Origin of the sequence: Vibrio sp. CyArs1, from assembly GCF_022432925.1 — a bacterium.
Taxonomy (GTDB): Bacteria; Pseudomonadota; Gammaproteobacteria; order Enterobacterales; family Vibrionaceae; genus Vibrio; species Vibrio mediterranei.
On the sequence record NZ_JAKRBO010000002.1, the window covers coordinates 575679 to 593945 of the forward strand.

At 43.4% G+C, this 18267-nt stretch carries 17 protein-coding genes and 2 tRNA genes; 7 read left to right on the top strand and 12 right to left on the bottom strand.

What is annotated here, in order from left to right:
• Positions 1-10: 10 nt before the first annotated feature.
• Both MMA19_RS09300 and MMA19_RS09305 read left to right on the top strand, forming a co-directional pair.
• Complete coding sequence (locus tag MMA19_RS09300; protein ID WP_240206061.1) at positions 11-3085, top strand: efflux RND transporter permease subunit; 3075 nt, start codon at positions 11-13, stop codon at positions 3083-3085.
• A 3-nt stretch (positions 3086-3088) separates the two neighbouring features.
• Positions 3089-4594 carry an efflux transporter outer membrane subunit gene (locus MMA19_RS09305; RefSeq protein WP_240206062.1) on the top strand — a complete coding sequence of 502 codons (1506 nt, stop codon included), beginning with the start codon at positions 3089-3091 and terminating at the stop codon, positions 4592-4594.
• 392 nt (positions 4595-4986) lie between these two features.
• On the opposite strand, the gene MMA19_RS09310 is transcribed toward MMA19_RS09305, so the two are convergent.
• The 5 genes from MMA19_RS09310 to MMA19_RS09330 all read right to left on the bottom strand — a co-directional run bounded on the left by MMA19_RS09310 (position 4987) and on the right by MMA19_RS09330 (position 8281).
• The gene (locus tag MMA19_RS09310; RefSeq protein WP_240206063.1) at positions 4987-5370 is read right to left on the bottom strand and encodes a hypothetical protein; all 384 of its coding nucleotides are present in this window, start codon (positions 5368-5370) and stop codon (positions 4987-4989) included.
• A 184-nt stretch (positions 5371-5554) separates the two neighbouring features.
• On the bottom strand, positions 5555-5899 hold the full coding sequence (locus MMA19_RS09315) for a hypothetical protein (RefSeq protein WP_160171207.1): 345 nt from the start codon (positions 5897-5899) through the stop codon (positions 5555-5557).
• Between the two features lie 1357 nt (positions 5900-7256).
• A tRNA-Val gene (locus MMA19_RS09320) sits at positions 7257-7333 on the bottom strand.
• A 40-nt stretch (positions 7334-7373) separates the two neighbouring features.
• Positions 7374-7450 (bottom strand) — tRNA-Val (locus MMA19_RS09325).
• 171 nt (positions 7451-7621) lie between these two features.
• The gene (locus MMA19_RS09330) at positions 7622-8281 is read right to left on the bottom strand and encodes a DUF2726 domain-containing protein (protein ID WP_038225778.1); all 660 of its coding nucleotides are present in this window, start codon (positions 8279-8281) and stop codon (positions 7622-7624) included.
• 147 nt (positions 8282-8428) lie between these two features.
• Here MMA19_RS09330 and MMA19_RS09335 point away from each other — a divergent pair, with 147 nt between their 5' ends.
• Positions 8429-8968 carry a lipocalin family protein gene (locus MMA19_RS09335; RefSeq protein WP_236109513.1) on the top strand — a complete coding sequence of 180 codons (540 nt, stop codon included), beginning with the start codon at positions 8429-8431 and terminating at the stop codon, positions 8966-8968.
• On the opposite strand, the gene MMA19_RS09340 is transcribed toward MMA19_RS09335, so the two are convergent.
• Complete coding sequence (locus MMA19_RS09340; RefSeq protein WP_240206064.1) at positions 8965-9726, bottom strand: MBL fold metallo-hydrolase; 762 nt, start codon at positions 9724-9726, stop codon at positions 8965-8967. The two genes, MMA19_RS09335 and MMA19_RS09340, sit on opposite strands and share 4 nt — an antisense overlap.
• A gap of 109 nt (positions 9727-9835) precedes the next feature.
• On the opposite strand from MMA19_RS09340, the gene MMA19_RS09345 reads away from it, so the two are divergent.
• Positions 9836-10552 carry a glycerophosphodiester phosphodiesterase family protein gene (locus tag MMA19_RS09345; RefSeq protein WP_240206065.1) on the top strand — a complete coding sequence of 239 codons (717 nt, stop codon included), beginning with the start codon at positions 9836-9838 and terminating at the stop codon, positions 10550-10552.
• On the opposite strand, the gene MMA19_RS09350 is transcribed toward MMA19_RS09345, so the two are convergent.
• On the bottom strand, positions 10536-11462 hold the full coding sequence (locus MMA19_RS09350; RefSeq protein ID WP_240206066.1) for a LysR family transcriptional regulator: 927 nt from the start codon (positions 11460-11462) through the stop codon (positions 10536-10538). The genes MMA19_RS09345 and MMA19_RS09350 overlap by 17 nt on opposite strands.
• Positions 11463-11564: 102 nt before the next feature.
• On the opposite strand from MMA19_RS09350, the gene MMA19_RS09355 reads away from it, so the two are divergent.
• Together MMA19_RS09355 and MMA19_RS09360 are read left to right on the top strand one after the other, a co-directional pair.
• Positions 11565-12497, top strand: coding sequence for a DMT family transporter (locus MMA19_RS09355; RefSeq protein WP_006073762.1), 933 nt, complete (start codon positions 11565-11567; stop codon positions 12495-12497).
• Between the two features lie 110 nt (positions 12498-12607).
• Positions 12608-13714, top strand: a complete 1107-nt coding sequence (locus tag MMA19_RS09360) for a M20/M25/M40 family metallo-hydrolase (protein WP_240206067.1) — start codon at positions 12608-12610, stop codon at positions 13712-13714.
• Between the two features lie 53 nt (positions 13715-13767).
• Here MMA19_RS09360 and MMA19_RS09365 read toward each other — a convergent pair whose 3' ends face one another.
• The 3 genes from MMA19_RS09365 to MMA19_RS09375 form a co-directional block, all read right to left on the bottom strand.
• Positions 13768-14121 (bottom strand): ribosome recycling factor family protein, encoded by a 354-nt coding sequence (locus MMA19_RS09365; protein ID WP_240206068.1) that lies wholly within the window; start codon positions 14119-14121, stop codon positions 13768-13770.
• Positions 14100-14537, bottom strand: a complete 438-nt coding sequence (locus tag MMA19_RS09370) for a DUF3859 domain-containing protein (RefSeq protein ID WP_006073772.1) — start codon at positions 14535-14537, stop codon at positions 14100-14102. The genes MMA19_RS09365 and MMA19_RS09370 overlap by 22 nt, the downstream gene beginning before the upstream one ends.
• Positions 14538-14613: 76 nt before the next feature.
• Positions 14614-14982: an ATP-binding protein gene (locus MMA19_RS09375; RefSeq protein WP_088877588.1), complete on the bottom strand. Its 369-nt coding sequence runs from the start codon at positions 14980-14982 to the stop codon at positions 14614-14616.
• A 182-nt stretch (positions 14983-15164) separates the two neighbouring features.
• Between MMA19_RS09375 and metA the strand changes: the two genes are divergently transcribed.
• A complete protein-coding gene (metA, locus tag MMA19_RS09380) occupies positions 15165-16106 on the top strand; it encodes a homoserine O-succinyltransferase (RefSeq protein ID WP_038225793.1) in 942 nt (313 codons plus the stop codon).
• A 93-nt stretch (positions 16107-16199) separates the two neighbouring features.
• Here the strand turns inward: metA and MMA19_RS09385 are convergent, their stop codons facing one another.
• Positions 16200-16451 carry a DUF3081 domain-containing protein gene (locus tag MMA19_RS09385; RefSeq protein ID WP_006073778.1) on the bottom strand — a complete coding sequence of 84 codons (252 nt, stop codon included), beginning with the start codon at positions 16449-16451 and terminating at the stop codon, positions 16200-16202.
• Between the two features lie 94 nt (positions 16452-16545).
• A complete protein-coding gene (locus MMA19_RS09390; RefSeq protein ID WP_240206069.1) occupies positions 16546-18213 on the bottom strand; it encodes an AMP-binding protein in 1668 nt (555 codons plus the stop codon).
• Positions 18214-18267: the final 54 nt, after the last annotated feature.

An 18267-nucleotide genomic window follows, 5' to 3' on the forward strand; every position in this document is an offset into this window, starting at 1 on the left:
GACATAGAACATGATTAAACTCGCCGAATTCGCCATTCGACAAAAAACATTTCTGTTGTTTTTTATCACGCTTAGTATCATCGCTGGCATCTATTCTTATTTTGATCTTGGTAAGCTAGAAGACCCAAGCTTTACCGTAAAAACCGCGGTTGTCGTTACCTTATATCCAGGAGCATCGGCTGAACAGGTCGAGAAACAGGTGACCGATACGGTCGAAACCAAGCTGCAAGAAATGGGGGAACTAAATCGGTTACGATCACTGTCTCGCCCAGGCATGTCCATGGTATTCGTAGACCTTAAAGAAAGTCTGAACTCCCAAGACTTACCTCAGCAATGGGACATACTTCGCAGTAAGGTACAAGATGTAAAACTGCAGCTCCCTGCTACAGCGCAAATCAGCCTAGTGCAAGATGAGTTTTCCGAAGTCTATGGCATGTTGTTTGCCATTCATAGCAACGATGCTCAGCCGGAAGAACTTCGTCGTTATTCAGAAGAACTCCAACGTCGTTTAAAAACCATAAAAGGCATTAAGAAAATTGAATTACACGGTGTCCAACCACGTGTGGTCTATATCGACCTTCCCGATGAACGCCTTGCTCAGTATGGCTTGTCTGTAGCTCAAGTTTGGAATCAACTTAATAGTACCAATACCACCTTCGAAATGGGTAAATTCGATGCTGGTTCAGAACGTATTCGAATACACCAAGGTAGTGAATTTCAATCTCTAGCCGATATTCGCAATCTCGTAATTAAAGGCGGGGTTAGTGAGTTTGGCACTGGGCTTATTCGACTCGGTGACGTTGCAGATGTCACCATGGGCTATCAAACACCAGCACTTACAGAAAACCGCTACAACGGACAAGCTTCGGTCACATTGGCAGTAAGTCCAGTCCCGGGGATTAATGTCGTGTCGTTAGGCGATACGATCCAAGATATTATCAATGACTACCAAGCGAGCTTGCCTCTTGGGGTTGATATCTCGACTATTGCATTTCAACCTGACGAAGTACAAAAAGCTATCGACAACTTTGTCGGCAACCTGTTAGAAAGTGTTGCGATCGTCTTTGTGGTGCTACTGATCTTCATGGGTTTTAAGAGTGCAACAATTGTTGGCGGCAGTCTTCTTCTGACGATACTGTTAACGCTTATCTATATGAACATCAACGATATAGATTTACACCGAGTATCCCTAGGTACGTTTATCTTAGCACTTGGGATGTTAGTAGATAACGCCATCGTTATCACTGACATGATGATCGCAAAGTTAAATAAAGGTGTTGAGCGAACACAAGCGGCGTTAGACTCTGTTAAGGAAACTGGTGTTCCTTTATTGGGTGCGACTATTATCGCCATCATGGGAGCAAGTCCAGTTCTATTCTCGAAAACGGACGCTGCCGAATTCGCAGGCTCAGTATTTTATATCATAGCGTCTTCACTCTTACTCTCTTGGCTTGTTGCTATGACATTCACCACTCTCATGTGTTGGCTGTTCATCAAACCTAATTCAGAAAGCAGCGAAGACAAAATGGCTCGCTACAAACAATGCGTAAACTGGACAGTCGATAATCCCAAAAAAGCGCTAGCAGCATTGATTCCATTAATTGCGGTTACCGCAATGGCTGTTCCGTACATTGCTATTAACTTTATCCCACAATCAGATCGCCCAATTGTATTCTTCGACTATTGGCTACCTAATGGAGCCAAAGTAGAACAAACCTCAATAGACATGAGGAAAATGGAATCCTGGCTGTTACAGCAACCAGAAGTGGAGAGCATCGCCACAGCAATTGGTAGTAGCGTTCCTCGATTCTCTGTGACGGTTGAACCAGAACCGTTTGACCCAGCTTACGGTCAAATACTAATTAACACCAAAGATTACCAATCAATATCTGCACTTGTTGCACGTGGTGATGCTTGGGTAGAGGAGCAGTTTCCTAATGCGGAGCCTCGATTCCGAGCCTTGAAGCTTGCCACCGCTGATAAATACGCGGTCGAAGCTCGCTTCTCTGGTCCAGATGAAGCAGTACTACACCAACTCGCTAATCAAGCTAAAGCCATTATGGCCCAGCACCCTGAAGCGAAGTACGTACGAGACGATTGGCGCCAACAAAGTAAGGTACTGACTCCAATTATTAACCAAGATAAAGCGCGCCGTGCAGGCATCAATCGAACCGATATCGCCTTTGCCATGAAGCGCGCCTCGGATGGCATGCCACTTGGTCAAATGAACCTCAATGATGAGTTAATTACCATTCAGCTTCGTGGTTCTGAACAAACCATGGCATCACTAGAGACATTACCCGTTAAGTCCATTCTTGGATTGCACAGTGTTCCACTAGGGCAAGTTGTGGATGGCTTCGAGTTAAAAGCCGAAGAGAGCATGATTTGGCGTCGTGACCGCGTGAAAACCATCACAGCTCAGGCGGGGGTTGAACGTACCAGCACTCCTGCGAGAGTTCGAAATGCCATTAAAGACCAGATTGAAGCAATTGAGTTGCCACTTGGCTACACAATGACGTGGGGTGGCGAGTATTACGACGAACACAAAGCAGTGTCAGACATTTTGAAGCAGCTGCCTAAAGCACTGCTCATCATGGTGATTATCCTCGTCGCGATGTTTAATGGCTTTAAACAGCCTGTGATTATTCTTTCTACGATTCCATTAGCAGCAACAGGTGCCACCTTTGCCCTACTTGCTTTTGATAAGCCATTTGGTTTCATGGCGCTCATAGGTGCCGTAACGCTCATGGGTATGATTATTAAAAATGGCATCGTGCTCATGGATCAAATTGAACTAGAAAGGCAGAACGGTTTGGGACTTTCCGAAGCCATTAAGTCAGCGACGATTAATCGTACGATGGCTATATCTATGGGCGCATTAACCACGGCCTTGGGGATGATCCCACTACTCAGTGACCTGTTATTTGATCAAATGGCCGCAACCATTATTGGTGGACTGGCAGCTGCAACGGTGTTGTCACTATTTGTTATGCCAGCTCTTTATCGCTTGGCCTACAAAGAGACACCAACAACAGCAAAATCATCGACACACGGCACTATCGTCGCGTCAGAACAAAAGGCATAAAACATGAAAACGCATCACTCACGTAAATGCCTACTTAAGGCGATAAAACTTGCTCCTTTGACTCTCGCGATAACATTAGCGGGCTGTGCTGTTGGGCCTGATTACACAGAACCAACGATGACTCTATCAAACACTTACTTATATAGTGGTAACAAGCAACAAGCTGAGAACGATTACTGGTGGACAAGCTTTAACGACGACTCACTAAATCAAATGGTACAAGATGTGCAGTGTCAAAATATCCCGCTTAAAATGGCAGCCGAGCGGATAAAAATGGCCAACAGTTATCAATCTGTAGTGAGCTCTTTTAAAGTCCCTACTGTTAACATTGGGGCGGGCTACTTTAACTATCAGTTGAGCAAGAATGATTCCCTGTTAGGTCCAGCATTAAACCCTATCGGAGACTCGCTGCCAACTGGCACACCTTTAGACTCCACAACCTTGCTAAATAATCAGCATGATGGCGTGTTTGCTGGCGCTAGCATAGGTTGGGAAATGGATCTGTTTGGGCGTATCGACAGACAGTCGAACGCCGCCAAGATTCGTGTTGAACAAGCAGAAATCTACCGCAGTGGGCTCAATACCCTAATTACCGCAGACTTGGTGCACAACTACCTACAGTATCGTGGCGCTCAAGAGAGAATGGCGTTGATTGACGCAAACTTGGCCGACCAAACTAAGACATTAGAGCTAGTAAAGAAACTGGTAAAAAGTGGCTATGGCTCTGAACTCGACTTAGCACAAGCTCAAACTATGCTGGCTGCAACTGAGTCGGTTATTCCACAACTGGAAATCGCCCAACAAGTTCATAAACAACGGATGGCAACTCTATTAGGTGAACCTCTTACTCAAGTCGATATTCGCCTTGCTAGCAGTGCTGGTCTGCCAAGTCTAGAAGGTGTTATCCCCGTTGGCCTGCCATCTGATCTTCTAAAACGTCGCCCAGATATACGCATTGCTGAACGTGAAATGGCCGCGTTAAACGAAGAAGTCGCAGCTAGCATTGCCAATCGTTACCCCAAGTTTTTCCTAACTGGAAATCCGGGAGTATCGGCAAGCAGCTTTGATGATTTATTTGATTCTGACTCTGTTGGGTGGGCTGGTGCGGTTGGCGTGAGCTGGAACGTGTTTGATGGAGGAAGAGGCGAAGCACTGGTTAAGTTGAACGAAGCACGCTTTGACGCAGCAGTACTTGGCTACGAACACTCGGTCAACACTGCAATCACCGAGGTCGACTCTATGCTGTTTGCGTATGGGCGAAGCCAGCAAAATGAGCAACGTATTCAAGAAGCACTAAACGCCTCTGACAACGCATTAAGTAAAGCACAATCATTGTACAAAGCGGGCCTTATCAACCATCTTGCATTGCTCGATGCACAACGCCAGCAGCGTATTATGGAAGATAGATTACTAGCGGCAAGGTTGCAGACCGCACAAGTGACAGTAGGAGTCTTTAAATCACTAGGCGGAGATTGGCAGCTTCCTAATTTAGTACCAGAAGACGCTTAACATATTGCATTATGAAAGAACGCGGATGACTGGATCGCCGCGTTCTTTCATTTCATAAAGTACAACAGTTCATTACTGACAGGCTATCGTGAAAGAATGACACCTAGCTACTAGTCAGTTGAGGTCACTACATCAAAGCACTCTTGCTTAACCCGAGAGCGTAAAATCTTCTAGATAATATTTCGCGAATGTTCAGTATTTTCAGAACGATTATTTCGAATTAAAGGAATGGAGTCATGTTATTTCAACGTTAAGTTTTAACCGACTGTAACCATAAATTCGATACCAAGATGAAATATACGGATAGAGTTAATTTCATTTACTTCTGAAAAATATAATGTAGCAAAACTCGTAAAGCAATTTACGCCTCACGAGCTTTCAAAACTCTAAGGTTAACCTATTTGGTTTTGTTCTTTTAACCTCTTTAGTTGGTTAATAGCACTGAACTTAGCACGCGTCTTCACATACTTAGACAAAGCTCTCTCCTGGATATGTGCCACCCTGATCGCACCGAGTACATTTACCTCCAATGGCGCATCGATCGAAAAAACCATCGTTGGAATATCAGATACAAGGTTATGATAGCCTTTGTTAGCCAGAATATCACACTCGTAACTCTTACTTACCAGGTTACAAGATATACAGATATTTACATATTTAAGTTTTCCTATGATGAAGAAGTTAGAGTCGTCACTCCCTCGCTGAACTTCAGTGAACCCAAACTCCTGCAAAGAAGCGGCAATCGTTTCAGTATGCCGTTCAACGAAGAAACTCATAACTTTTCCCTTTGCTTAGTGCAAAATCGATACCTTATCTGATACCACGCTATATCCTGGCGAGCAGTGGCTTGCTCTACAGCCTTCTTCCAGTATATGGAAGCTTCATTAAACTGACGCTGTCTCTCTAACTTTGAAGCGGTCTCTGCGTATTTCTCAATATCAGTCAAAATTAAACCCTCAGCTAAATATAGATTGGGGTACCTTTGTCAAAGCAGTAGCCTTGATACCCCCAAAAGAATCGATTTAAGCCAACTAACATTTTGAATATCGACGTAGACTCAACATGTTCCATGATTATTTTTTCAGGCCTTACCTGTGCGAAGGTCTCTAGCATATCCACTTCTCTTGCTGAGCTAGGAGATTGAATTTTTATGAACTCGTATAAGTTCATGTCCAATTCATTAGCACGAAAGTCCGAATGGTAAATATCGTAGTCATCCGCTGCCGTCACTACGCCATTCTGTTTTAGCAGAGTAAGCCCTTCTATGATTCGTACGCAGCTACCACATACATTTCGTTCGGTCATTTCCACTACAAGCCCAATTTGTTTTTCTAATAGATAGCTATTTAACTCAATGAGTCTCGCTAACAAGGTAATATCACAGAGATTACTTCGCTCAATGTTGAGGAAGATATACTTCCCAGACCAATCACATTCAAACCTACCATTCTCAACGGCGACTTTTATCCTTTCGAGTAAATAATTGGCTGATGATGAAAATGTTAAGTCACTATGAACATTGGGACCAAGCAAGGTTTCTCGACTTCTTATTTGATCAATTAGAACCTCATATCCTATACATTGCCCACTTGCACTATATATACCTTGCATTTTGTATTGGTAATTTGCGCTACTTTGCTTGATCCCCTTAATAAACCTGTCAATTTGCACACACATAAATGGCATTCTCCCCTTCTACGAGTGCGTAACCTACGCCTCGTATACTTATTATCCTTATATTTTTATCTGCCAGATTCCTTCTTGTGCAGTACACCAACTGGAGCAAACTACTTTCGCTTATTGGTTCTCCGTCCCAAACAAAATCAACAATCTCATTTTTCGATAGAACCACACCTTGAGGTGTTTGGTTTAAGCAGCAAAGCATTCTTAAACATGTCTCACTCCATACTCGATTGCTTTTTCGGTCTATTACTTTGTTCTTTCTCTTCTCTAGTTGAAGATCAAACCGGCACTCAATATTCTTAATTCGAATACAGTTAAAACATTCAAGACTTTTAAGACATTCCATTAGTTACTCCCCCGTAAGCGAAAATGCTAACAAACAGACCAACTGACATGACGTTTAATGATTATTATTATTTAGAGCACAAATTCTATTTTAGGGTGGAAGTAAAGTGCGAACCAATAACCAATGTAGATCACATAAAACAATCACACTAATAATAGTAGAATCAATAGCAACCTAAATTTCAATGGTTATAAGATGTAGAGTAATGAAGTGTCGGAATAAGTAATGTTTCGTAGGAATAACCCATCAAATATCCGTACGCAATCCCAATTAATTATATGTAATAATTCCATTGATGAGAAAAAACAAATATTATCAATTGGCTAACATCGACGAAAATTAGGCGTTATATAAAACAACACCTCTTATAAACCGCATGTCATGAGATATAAATAGTGTACGCTCTTCATCACAATGGGGTTACTCTTGGTATCAGATATCTACGTACAATAAATTATCTGATCAACATGACATATTCTTGGTGAATAGAGCTTGAAAAATGAAATTACATTAACGAGCCAACAACTGTACTCGTTTACTTTTTGTTGGATATACTATTGGTAACTCTAGAAGTGAATATGTTTTTTACACATACGAAAAAGCCCGCTTCAAAGAAGCGGGCTTTCGAAAATTTGGTGGGTCCGGGCGAACTCGAATCGCCGACCCCTACCATGTCAAGGTAGTACTCTAACCAACTGAGCTACGGACCCAAATTTTGTGTTCCCTTTGAATCGTGATTCAAAGTGAGGATGGTGGGTCCGGGCGAACTCGAATCGCCGACCCCTACCATGTCAAGGTAGTACTCTAACCAACTGAGCTACGGACCCATCGTCTTTGGAACGAGATGGATATTAACGAGAGATACCAAGCTGTGCAAGTAGATTTTTGTGTTTTTGGTATCGTTTGGCTTAGAAGCCATCAATTCGACTCTTTTTTATGCTTTTAACCAGTAAAAATGTGAATTACATCAGTTTGTTGAACCTAATGGTACTACGTATTTATTCCTCATCATCGAAAACGACGTTGTAGTTTTCGGTGTATTGGCATAATGGTTGACGACTACAAGTAAAGAAACGTCGTCCTTTGAAATCACCCTGGGTTGCCGTCTTTATCGTCATAGGGCTACCACAACGTTTACAGAAACGGACTTCTTTTTCGGGTTCAATAAGATCAATATGTGCAGCAAGCAAACGTCTTATCTTACTGACTTGGTAGCTCAACTTAACAGATGCACCTATTAGTGGGATATTTGCAGATTTACACACTTGCATAATCAGCTTTTGACGTTCAACTTTGCCTTTATCCAACTTTTGACCGTTGTCATACTCGATCACGACTCTGGGTTGCATCGTTCTCGGATCGCAAATAACAAAATCGAAGTAGCTTTTGGCAATCACGTTGTTAGCAATGAACCATTGCTTCTTATTACTAATGTTCTGAGGAGTCACTACATTAGCCATGCTGACCTTAGTTAAGATGACACCATGCTCCCCTACAGCTTCTTTTAATGCATTATAGAAAGCTGTTTGTGCCGAAGAGAGAATTGGTCCCTTCACTTTGTACTGATACGATCTTGTGTCTTCCTGCTTTACAAAGTATTTCTGAGCAACAAGGAACAACCCCACCAGTAACGCTAATACAATGAATATCTCAAACATTGACGCAGTAATACCTAGAATTAATGAACATGTTCGATTCCAGAGTATTCGCAATAGGATATAGATGCAATCATTGTAAGCTGAACTCTGATTTTTGTCGTATATTCTATTTAGAAAGAGTCAGTTAGGTATTAAAAGGAGTCTACCTTGATAAAAACAATTCTTCGCTATTTTGTGGTGAGCTTACCACTGTTGTTACTCGGTTGTACTGGCATTCCCGACAAAGTACAGCCCGTTACAGGTTTCGATCTCGACCGCTATCTTGGCAGATGGTATGAGGTGGCTCGACTAGACCATAGCTTCGAGCGGGGGCTAGACAATGTGACCGCTACCTACTCATTGAATGACGATGGCTCTGTAAAAGTGCTAAATCGTGGTTGGGACACGAAAGAGCAGGAATGGTCGGAAGCGGAAGGCAAAGCAAAATTTGTCTCGTCACCCGATATCGCGCACCTTAAAGTGTCTTTCTTCGGACCTTTTTATGGAAGCTATGTGGTCTATTATTTAGAACCAGATTATTCTGCTGCACTAGTCAGTGGCTACAATTCCGATTACTTTTGGATTTTATCGAGAACGCCTACCATCAAGGAAGCAAAGTTAGACCAGTATTTGAAAATCGCTTATGAAGCCGGATTCGACACATCGGCGCTTATCTTCCCTAAACACGATAAGCCTAAGCAAAATTAACGGGCAGTCAGCACGGACTTAAACATCCCTTTAAGTTTGATTTTCGTTACCCGCCAATGAGTCATTGGTCTCATTGGCGCGGTGTCAAGAATATGCTCTTTTGCACGCTCATCAAAAACCACAGGGCCTCGGTGCGCCAACAGAATCTGCTCGGCGTTTAAGTTGTACACTTTCTCCACTGATCTTCGATATTGATTTGGATGAAATATAGGAAATGGTGCGATGAGATGCTGCTTCACTTGCACCATTAAGTCCGCAACATAAACAATCGACTCATTAGGGTTATAGACCGAGATATCTCGGTCTGTGTGACCCGGCGTGTCAAGTATTTGCCAATCAGCAAATAACGGTACAGTATCACCATCAATCAGTTGGTAATCCGCATTTAATGCCTTGTTGTACCATAGGTTTTTTCTAGGTTGCCCTAACCGCTTTGCCATATACCAAGCCAACACTAAGTCTGTAACATGCATCAAAAAGCCATCTATCCCGGAATACCAATCACGCTCTTTCGCCGCAGAGACAATTTTAGCTCCTGTAATAGCTTTGAGCCGATGAGCAGCTCCAGCGTGGTCTGGGTGCATATGGGTCACGACGATAACTTTTAAATCAGAAACTTGCCTCTGTAAATCATCGGTGATAAAACGCAGTATAGTGCCCACGTCAGCTCGGCTTGCACCGTCTAACAAGAGCAATTTATCTGGGTACTCAACCAAATAGATTTGTTGTATATATCCTTTAATTTGATGAATCTTCATCTTTCACTGACTGGTCTGATGTCTTTTCACCAAGATAGCCTTCGGGTAACATTTTTGCAACATAAACATCATTCATCTATGTCGAATTGATAAGTGTCTAGGAATATTTATGAGCACATTAATTGCGGGTCATCGCGGTGTTGCTGGAACCCATCCAGAAAACACCCTAGCAAGTATTCAAGCAGCAAAAAGAGCGGGCCTCACCTGGGTTGAAGTAGATGTTCAACCGACTAAAGATGACATACTAGTGGTTTGTCACGACCATACTATTAACCGATGCAGTAATGGCACTGGCAGAATCGATGAATTAACATTCGAACAACTTAGTCAGTTCGACTTTGGGTCATGGAAAGCACCACAGTTTGCTGGTGAGCGACTGATGAGCTTCGATGAATTACTCAATTACTGTCAGACTAACCAGCTGAGCATCAATATTGAGGTCAAGGTTGATAAACATGATGCGGAGCACGTCGTTGCTCTACTTGCAGAACGGCTCAATGCCTGTGAGATAGACCGAAATCAGTTGCTTATCTCAAGTTTTAGTCGTGAGGTAATGCTTGCACTGTATCAAGCAAAACTTGGCGTGCGCCTAGGTGTGCTAGGTAACCGGCTTAATAACCGTCTTTTAAAAACTATTGATGAGGTAGAGGCATTCAGCTGCCATCTCAATTATCGTTGGCTTACCCAAAAGCACATTAGAACGTTGCGAGACCGTGGCTTACAGATCTGGTGCTATACCGTTAATAACCCGAAATCTTTTAAGCATTTACAACAAGTTGATGCAATTTTCAGTGACTACCCGCAGCGATTTATGAACTTGCTTTAGTGGGCTTCATTGACGCAACCATATAGTCAATAAATGCTCGTCTTCGGGCGGGCATAAACTTTGACTGGGGAAATTGCATCACTATTTCCCCTTGATACCGAGAATTAATATGCCATTCCGGTAACACCTGTAAGACGTCACCTTCTCTCAAAGCTTTTTCCACCACAAATTCTGGGAAGATACCAATACCAATTCCACTTTTCACTGCATTTAACCGCATCTCGGAGTGGTTAACTGAGTAACGGCCGTCAACTTGAACTTTAACGTTTTCCCCATCCTTATTGAAAAGCCATACATTATCGTTTGGTTGTTCATTGAGAAATAAGCAATTGTGATTCAATAAGTTATTTGGATGGAACGGAATACCATGCTCTTGAAGGTATGATTTGCTTGCACACAGCACGGCTTTGATTTCACCAAGTGTTTTTGCTACCAAATTTTCTCTTGGGAAGTGTGTCAGCTCGAAAACGATATCTAGGTTGTGACCAAAAGGGTCAACGAACTCATCACTAACCAATAGGCGAAGTTTTACCTTCGGGTACAAATCGAGAAACGGCAGCATTAATGGCTCTAAAATGTGGCGACTGAAAGCTTTGGGAGCTGAAATCCTTAGTTCGCCTTGGGCTTCTCCCCCTTCCTGACTGGCAATATTGGCGATATCAGAAGCAGACTCCATGATTTTCTTACTGAACTCGTACACTACCTTGCCAGTGTCTGTTGTTACCTGTTTTCTCGTTGTTCGTTCAAGTAGATCAGCATTAAGCGCAGCCTCAAGTCGACTTATTTGGCGGCTTACTCCTGATGGTGTCATACCCAACCTCTGCGAGGCGGCGGTGAAGCTCCCAGCTTCAACAACTGTCACAAACGCAGCAATATCCGGCAAAAGTGCCATGAGTTTATTTGTGTCCATCAGTCATAAGTCCTATGCATTTCGGAAGTATTATCACTTTGTTATTCATAAGTTAGCATATCGATAGAATTATTCACAAAAAATATTTAAGAGCAATTACAAATGGATAGGAATTACGCACAAAGTTTCACAGTGAATTGGGCGGTTATAGGGTTACTCGCGGTATCAATCGTCTGGGGTACCAGTTACGGAACGTCAAAACAGGTTCTTCAAACACTTAGTGTCCCACAACTATTGTTTGCCCGTTTCGCTTTAAGCTGTGCCGTACTAGTCGTAATCCTATATAAGAAAAAGCTCTTCATTGAATTTACTAACAACGCAATTGGCTATTTAAAAGTAGGATTACTTACTGGTGCTATCTTGAGCTGCATATTCATTACCGAAACATGGGCTGTGATGCTCGCTCAAGCAGGACAAGTTGCTGTCCTCATAAGTCTCTGTATCCTGTTCACTCCATTCTTGGAAAAGGTATGGCTTAAGGTTTCATTGCCTAAAGGCTTGGTAGGATACTGTTTTATAGGGGTGGTAGGTGTCGCTTTGCTTTCCAACGTGACTCAACAGGACTTTACCTTCAATTTGGGAGTCGCATTAGTTCTAATCGCGGCTGTACTCAGAGCGATCATGGTTGTTACCTGCCGAAAAGCCTTCACGGGACACGAGTTGAATACCGAACTGATTACTTTTATTCAACTCTCGGTTGTTACTGTCGTAAGCTTGTTATTAATGTTCAAAGAAGGGTCGGCTACCCAGTTTACAACAACTATGATGCAACTTGATTGGGTCACCTCGAGTTGCTTAATATACCTTGCTTTAGGTTGTACCCTTATGGCGTTTTTCCTGCAGAACTACGCCGTCAAGTTTCTTCACGCAAGTCAAGCATCACTTTTGATGGGCACAGAGCCACTATTTGGGTTGATTTTCGCGGCAATTTTCTTGCAAGAGCAACTTACAAACCTTCAATGGTTGGGTAGTTTTCTTATCATTTCCACCACTGTTGCAGCTTGTTACCAATTTTCTAAGCACAAACAGCCTTGATGTCAGTCGATTTACCTAAAATGCGGCACTTTTTTTGATTTACCTCAGGTCTAGCACGTAAACATAGGGTGTAAAGTGAGTGTCCCTGTTTCATAACGTGAAGTAATCCTATGACACTAGTAAATACCGACCGCCTTGTTAACCACTTCTTTGATCTTGTTAAAATCGACAGCGAATCTGGCAATGAAAAAGCCATTGCTGAAGCTATTGCTGAACAGCTGGGTGAGCTAGGTTTCGCCGTAAGCAAACTTCCTGTACCAGAACAGTATACCAATGGGTTTAATGTATATGGTCGCCTTGAGGGTACGCTTGACGGTAGCATTGTATTCAGTGCTCACATGGACACAGTAACTCCAGGTATTGGCATCGAGCCAATCATTGAAGACGGTATTATTCGCTCAAAGGGCGATACGATTCTTGGTGGAGACGACAAGTCTGGTATTGCAGCAGTAATGGAAGCGGTACGTTGCCTTAAAGAGCAAAACCGTGAACATAAAACTATCGAAGTCGCTTTCACCGTTCACGAAGAAGGTGGCCTGTTCGGTTCGGAACACTTCGATATGTCCTACATCCAATCAAACAACGCGATAGTACTTGATACTGGTGGCCCAATCGGAACCATCGTAACGGGTGCTCCGGGCCAACAAAAAATTGTTGCTAAAATCAAAGGTCGCCCAGCTCACGCAGGTCTAGCTCCCGAAGAAGGCATCAGCGCAGCAATGGTTGCCGCAGATGCTATCGCAAATATGAAGCTGCTTCGCATCGATTCAGAAACTACAGCAAACATCGGTTCTGTTAACGGTGGCCAAGCAACTAACATCGTAATGCCAGAGCTAACTGTGGTTGCCGAAGCACGTTCACTAAACAGCGAGAAGCTAACCGCTCAAGTTAAGCATATGGTTGATACTTTCCAAGCGTCGGCTGAGAAATTCGGTGCAGAAGTCGAGATCGAATCAACACGTGCCTACGACGCTTTTGTTATCGCAGAAGACGACGCACATGTACTGAAAATCAAGCAAGTTTTTGAAGCAAACGGCATCGAAGCCAACACCAAACACACTGGTGGTGGTAGTGATGCAAACAACTTCAACGGTAAAGGTCTAACGACTGTGAACCTTTCTACTGGTATGGCAAAAGTTCATACTACTGAAGAGTACATCGCTATTGACGATATGGTGAAAATCACTGACTTCGTTATTGGCTACGTAACGGCTTAAATCTAGCAATAGAACTTAGCGCTGCATTTCACACCTGTGGAATGCAGCGTTTTTTATAGCCCCTCATATTCATCAATGGCTGCACGAGCTTCCACTAAAGTACAACCCGACTCATGCATCAATTCTGCAATGGTTACTTCAGGGTTTCGCTCTAATACTTGTTGAATGGGTGAATTATACTCCGATAACACTTTCTCTATCGCAACCGATATCCAACCTACACTGGCATCTAATGCGAACGACGCCAGTTGTTCTTTACGACCAGTAACGAGCCAATTGCGTGAGCGGCGGATGCGTTTGAGCGTGCATCCGGATTGGGAAGCGCTTGCGATAACCTGTGCTTTATCCTCAACTCGATGGACGAAGCTATTAAGACGAACTGATATTAAAAGCCGCGATTTTTCCAAAACTGACCTTCATCTCTTGCTGTTACTTTGAACTTCTTCTCCGCAACCACACGTCCTTGCATTTCAAGTACCATGCGCCACTCCCCTAGATTGCTTTCAAAGCCATCGATAGGGTGAAGCAGCTGAATGGTGTCCCCCAGATAGAAGTCCCAATCATTACTGCCGATATGCTCTTCACCATCAAAAGGTTCCAACACCTGCCCTTTCTTACCAAGGATGCCAGGATGGTAAATACAGTATCGAACGCGCTCCCCTTTGGCCTTTTTGATATTAACAATAAAGCCAAATTCAATGTGCTCATCGGCTGGCACTATGGTGGTGAAATCTTGAATTTTAGGCAGCTCTTTAGAGCCGGAATCCCAAGTGGAATAAATACCATAAGACGTCATTTCGATGACGGGTGAACGTTTAGCCATTGTCCCATTGAGCCTTTAATTTGATGAGCATTATTTGATACGCCATTAGCGTGACACAGCGCTGTATATAGTGCATTCAGTCTTGCCAGCGAGCACGCATTTTAGCAATGACAGCATCACTAACTCCATGGATATTTTGGTATTTACCGTTACAAACGATAATTTCCAAATCCGCATTGAATTGCTGCGCTAGCGTTTTATACGCCTTCATTTCCCAACGTCGCACGAAGGTATTTGCCACTACTACATTCTCACCTTTGGCAAGAGCCAGTTCGACCTGCTTCTGGCACCACAAATGTGCTTGTTCAATCAAGTCAGGATCATAGCAGTAGTCTCCGTGAACATTAACAAAATACATGTCGGCTTCGAAATGTTGTGCATCATATGTCTTTGCTAACGTTGTTTTTCCTGAGCCAGGTAAGCCACGGATTAGCGTCAATTTCAATTGCTGGTACCTTCAAACATATAGAACCAAGCATTGTACCCAATTTCAGGCTCAGTACACGGTTTGATTCGTTGGTCATACTCGAATTGAACTAAAATTAACTATCGACAAGCAAAAACGTTTGCGTTAACTTTAGATGTATAGACGTCCAGATGACCAAACATTAGCTTAGGGAGAAAGCTGTGCCAATTAAGATTCCCGATCAACTGCCTGCATCCAACGTATTGAGAAACGAAAATATCTTCGTGATGTCGGAGACGCGTGCTGCCACGCAGGAAATTCGACCACTCAAAGTACTGATCCTCAATTTGATGCCAAAGAAAATTGAAACGGAAACCCAGTTCCTAAGATTGCTTTCTAATAGTCCACTACAAGTTGATGTCGAGCTGCTGCGCATTGATGACAGACCAAGCAAGAACACACCAACGGAACACCTAGATACCTTCTACCGTCAGTTTGAAACGATCAAAGATCGTAACTTCGATGGACTTATTATTACCGGAGCACCACTCGGTCTAGTTCAATTTGAAGACGTGATTTACTGGGAACATCTGCAAACCATTATGAATTGGGCCAACAAGCACGTGACCTCTACCTTGTATGTGTGCTGGGCGGCTCAAGCGGGACTGAAGCTGTTATTCGACCTGCCGAAAAGAACTCGCAAAGAGAAATTGTCCGGTGTTTACCACCATACTATTCAGCATCAATACCACCCGCTACTGCGTGGTTTTGATGATTCTTTCCTTGCCCCCCATTCGCGCTATGCGGATTTCTCGCCCGAGTATCTGGAGTCACATACGGATCTAGATATCCTAGCGACCTCAGATGTAGCAGGTGTCTACCTTGCGGCAACCAAGGACAAACGAAATGTATTTGTGACAGGTCACCCTGAGTACGACTCACACACTCTACACGGTGAGTATGTCCGTGACCTTGGTGAAGGTATGGAGCCCGCAATTCCGGTCAATTATTATCCGAACAACAACCCTGATAATAAACCTATTGCGAGCTGGCGAAGTCATGGGCACTTATTGTTTGCCAACTGGCTCAACTACTGTGTATACCAGCAAACGCCTTACGATTTGGAACACTTCAGTGCAGATGCGTTTACCACAGACGAGTAAGGCAGTCTTGCGACCTACTTTCTAAATCCTATTGCGGCAATATCTACCTATCTCCCCAGCTATTGGGGAGATATCATCTGCTTTCCTACGATTTTACTTCGCCAATAACGCTACTTTTTTCAAAAAGCTATCACGCAAGTGTTCTTGGTCGTATTCCAAATGATAGGTATTGTGAAAGCCCACTTTCAGCTCTACACCATTACCTCTCATATACACGTTATAACCATCATAATCTGAGAACGCTTCAACACCGCCATAGATCTTGCCAAACTCTGTATCAGCGCCATGTTCCATTATGTTGTCGTAGGCTTGAAGTACTTTTCCGGGGTCCAGTTCGTTTTTCATCGCTGCCCCCTAATAAACAAAGCCACACTAAAAGTGTGGCTTATGAATATGCAGAGCGCCAATTTTATCCGACTATTGCGTGAGCTGTCCGATCTTATTCATCACGTAGAACTCGACGTAAAATTTTACCTACGTTGGTTTTTGGCAGCTCATCTCTAAACTCAATTACTTTAGGGATCTTGTATCCTGTGAGGTGTTGACGACAGTGCTTTTTAATGTCATCAACGGTGACTGGACCACTAGTCACTACGATTAACTTGACGCGTTCCCCAGCTACATCATCAGGCACGCCTACCGCTGCAGCCTCAACAATTTTCGGGTGTAGCGTCGCTACCTCTTCAATTTCCGTTGGGAACACATTGAATCCAGAAACCAAAATCATATCTTTCTTACGGTCTTCGATATAAAAGATACCGTCTTCGTCCATACGACCAATATCGCCCGAATACAACCAGCCATCTTTGGTTAAGATAGCGTTGGTTTCCGCTTCTTGCTTCCAATAGCCTTTCATTACTTGGTCACCACGGATTTGAATCTCTCCGACTTCATTTACACCCAGTGGCTGACCGTTTTCATCTACGATACGCAGTTCGGTACTTGGCAAGGGCACTCCTACCGCAGGCACGTAGGACTGCTGCGTATGAACACCACCTGCGACTACAGGCGAGCATTCCGTCAAACCGTAGCCTTCAATGATTGGCATCCCTGTAACCTTTTGCCATTCGTCTGCGATGTGTTTTTGAGTAGCCATGCCACCAGCAATGGTGAACTCAGCATTGGAGAAATCCAACTCTCTAAATTTGGCGTGATTGTTCAATGCAGCAAATAACGTATTAAGCCCAAATATCATCGTGAACGGATATTTACTTAAGTCATTGACAAAACTATTCAAATCACGAGGATTCGTGATCAAAAGATTGCTACCACCCATGTACATCATCAACATCATACTGACTGAATTGGCAAAGATGTGGTAAAGCGGTAAAGGAGTTACCGCACGCTCTTTGTCTTTCGAGGTTCTAGGACCGAAATGGCCATAGACTTGCAGCACGTTCGCAATGATGTTTCTGTGGGTTAGCATTGCGCCTTTCGCAAGACCTGTGGTGCCGCCAGTGTACTGCAGATAAGCAAGGTCACTGCTTTCAATCACAGGAGGGTTAAAGTCCATACGTTTACCGTCAGTAAGCGCACGTCTCAATGAAATCGCCCCTGGCAAATGGTACTTAGGCACCATTTTTTTCACGTACTTAACCACAAAATTCACTAGCGTTCGTTTATGTGGCGCAAGTTCATCACCAATGCTCGTCAAGATGACATGCTTGATGCTGGTCTTAGCAATCACCTGTTGTAAGCTGTTGCCAAAGTTAGTCACTGCCACAATGATCGTCGCACCCGAGTCACGCAACTGATGCTCAAGTTCTCTTGGCGTATAAAGTGGGTTGACGTTAACCACAACAAGTCCTGCCTTCAATGCACCAAGAATGGTGATCGGATATTGCAGTAAGTTCGGCATCATCAGAGCAATTCTATCGCCCTTTTTCGCCCTAAGTTCGTTCTGAAGATAGGCAGCAAAGGCATCACTTTTCTCGTTTAAATCGCGATACGTGAGTGAATGTCCCATGTTGACAAACGCTGTGTTGTCCGCGAATTGCTCGAACGGCTTAACGAACATCTCATTGATGTTGTCGTATTGGTCGATATCGACAAACTCAGGAACATCATCGGGGTACGTCTTTAACCAAGGTTTGTTATTTGTGCTCATTGCTATTACACCTATTTATTTTGTCTCGAGTACTCTAACGAAGTTCACACAATA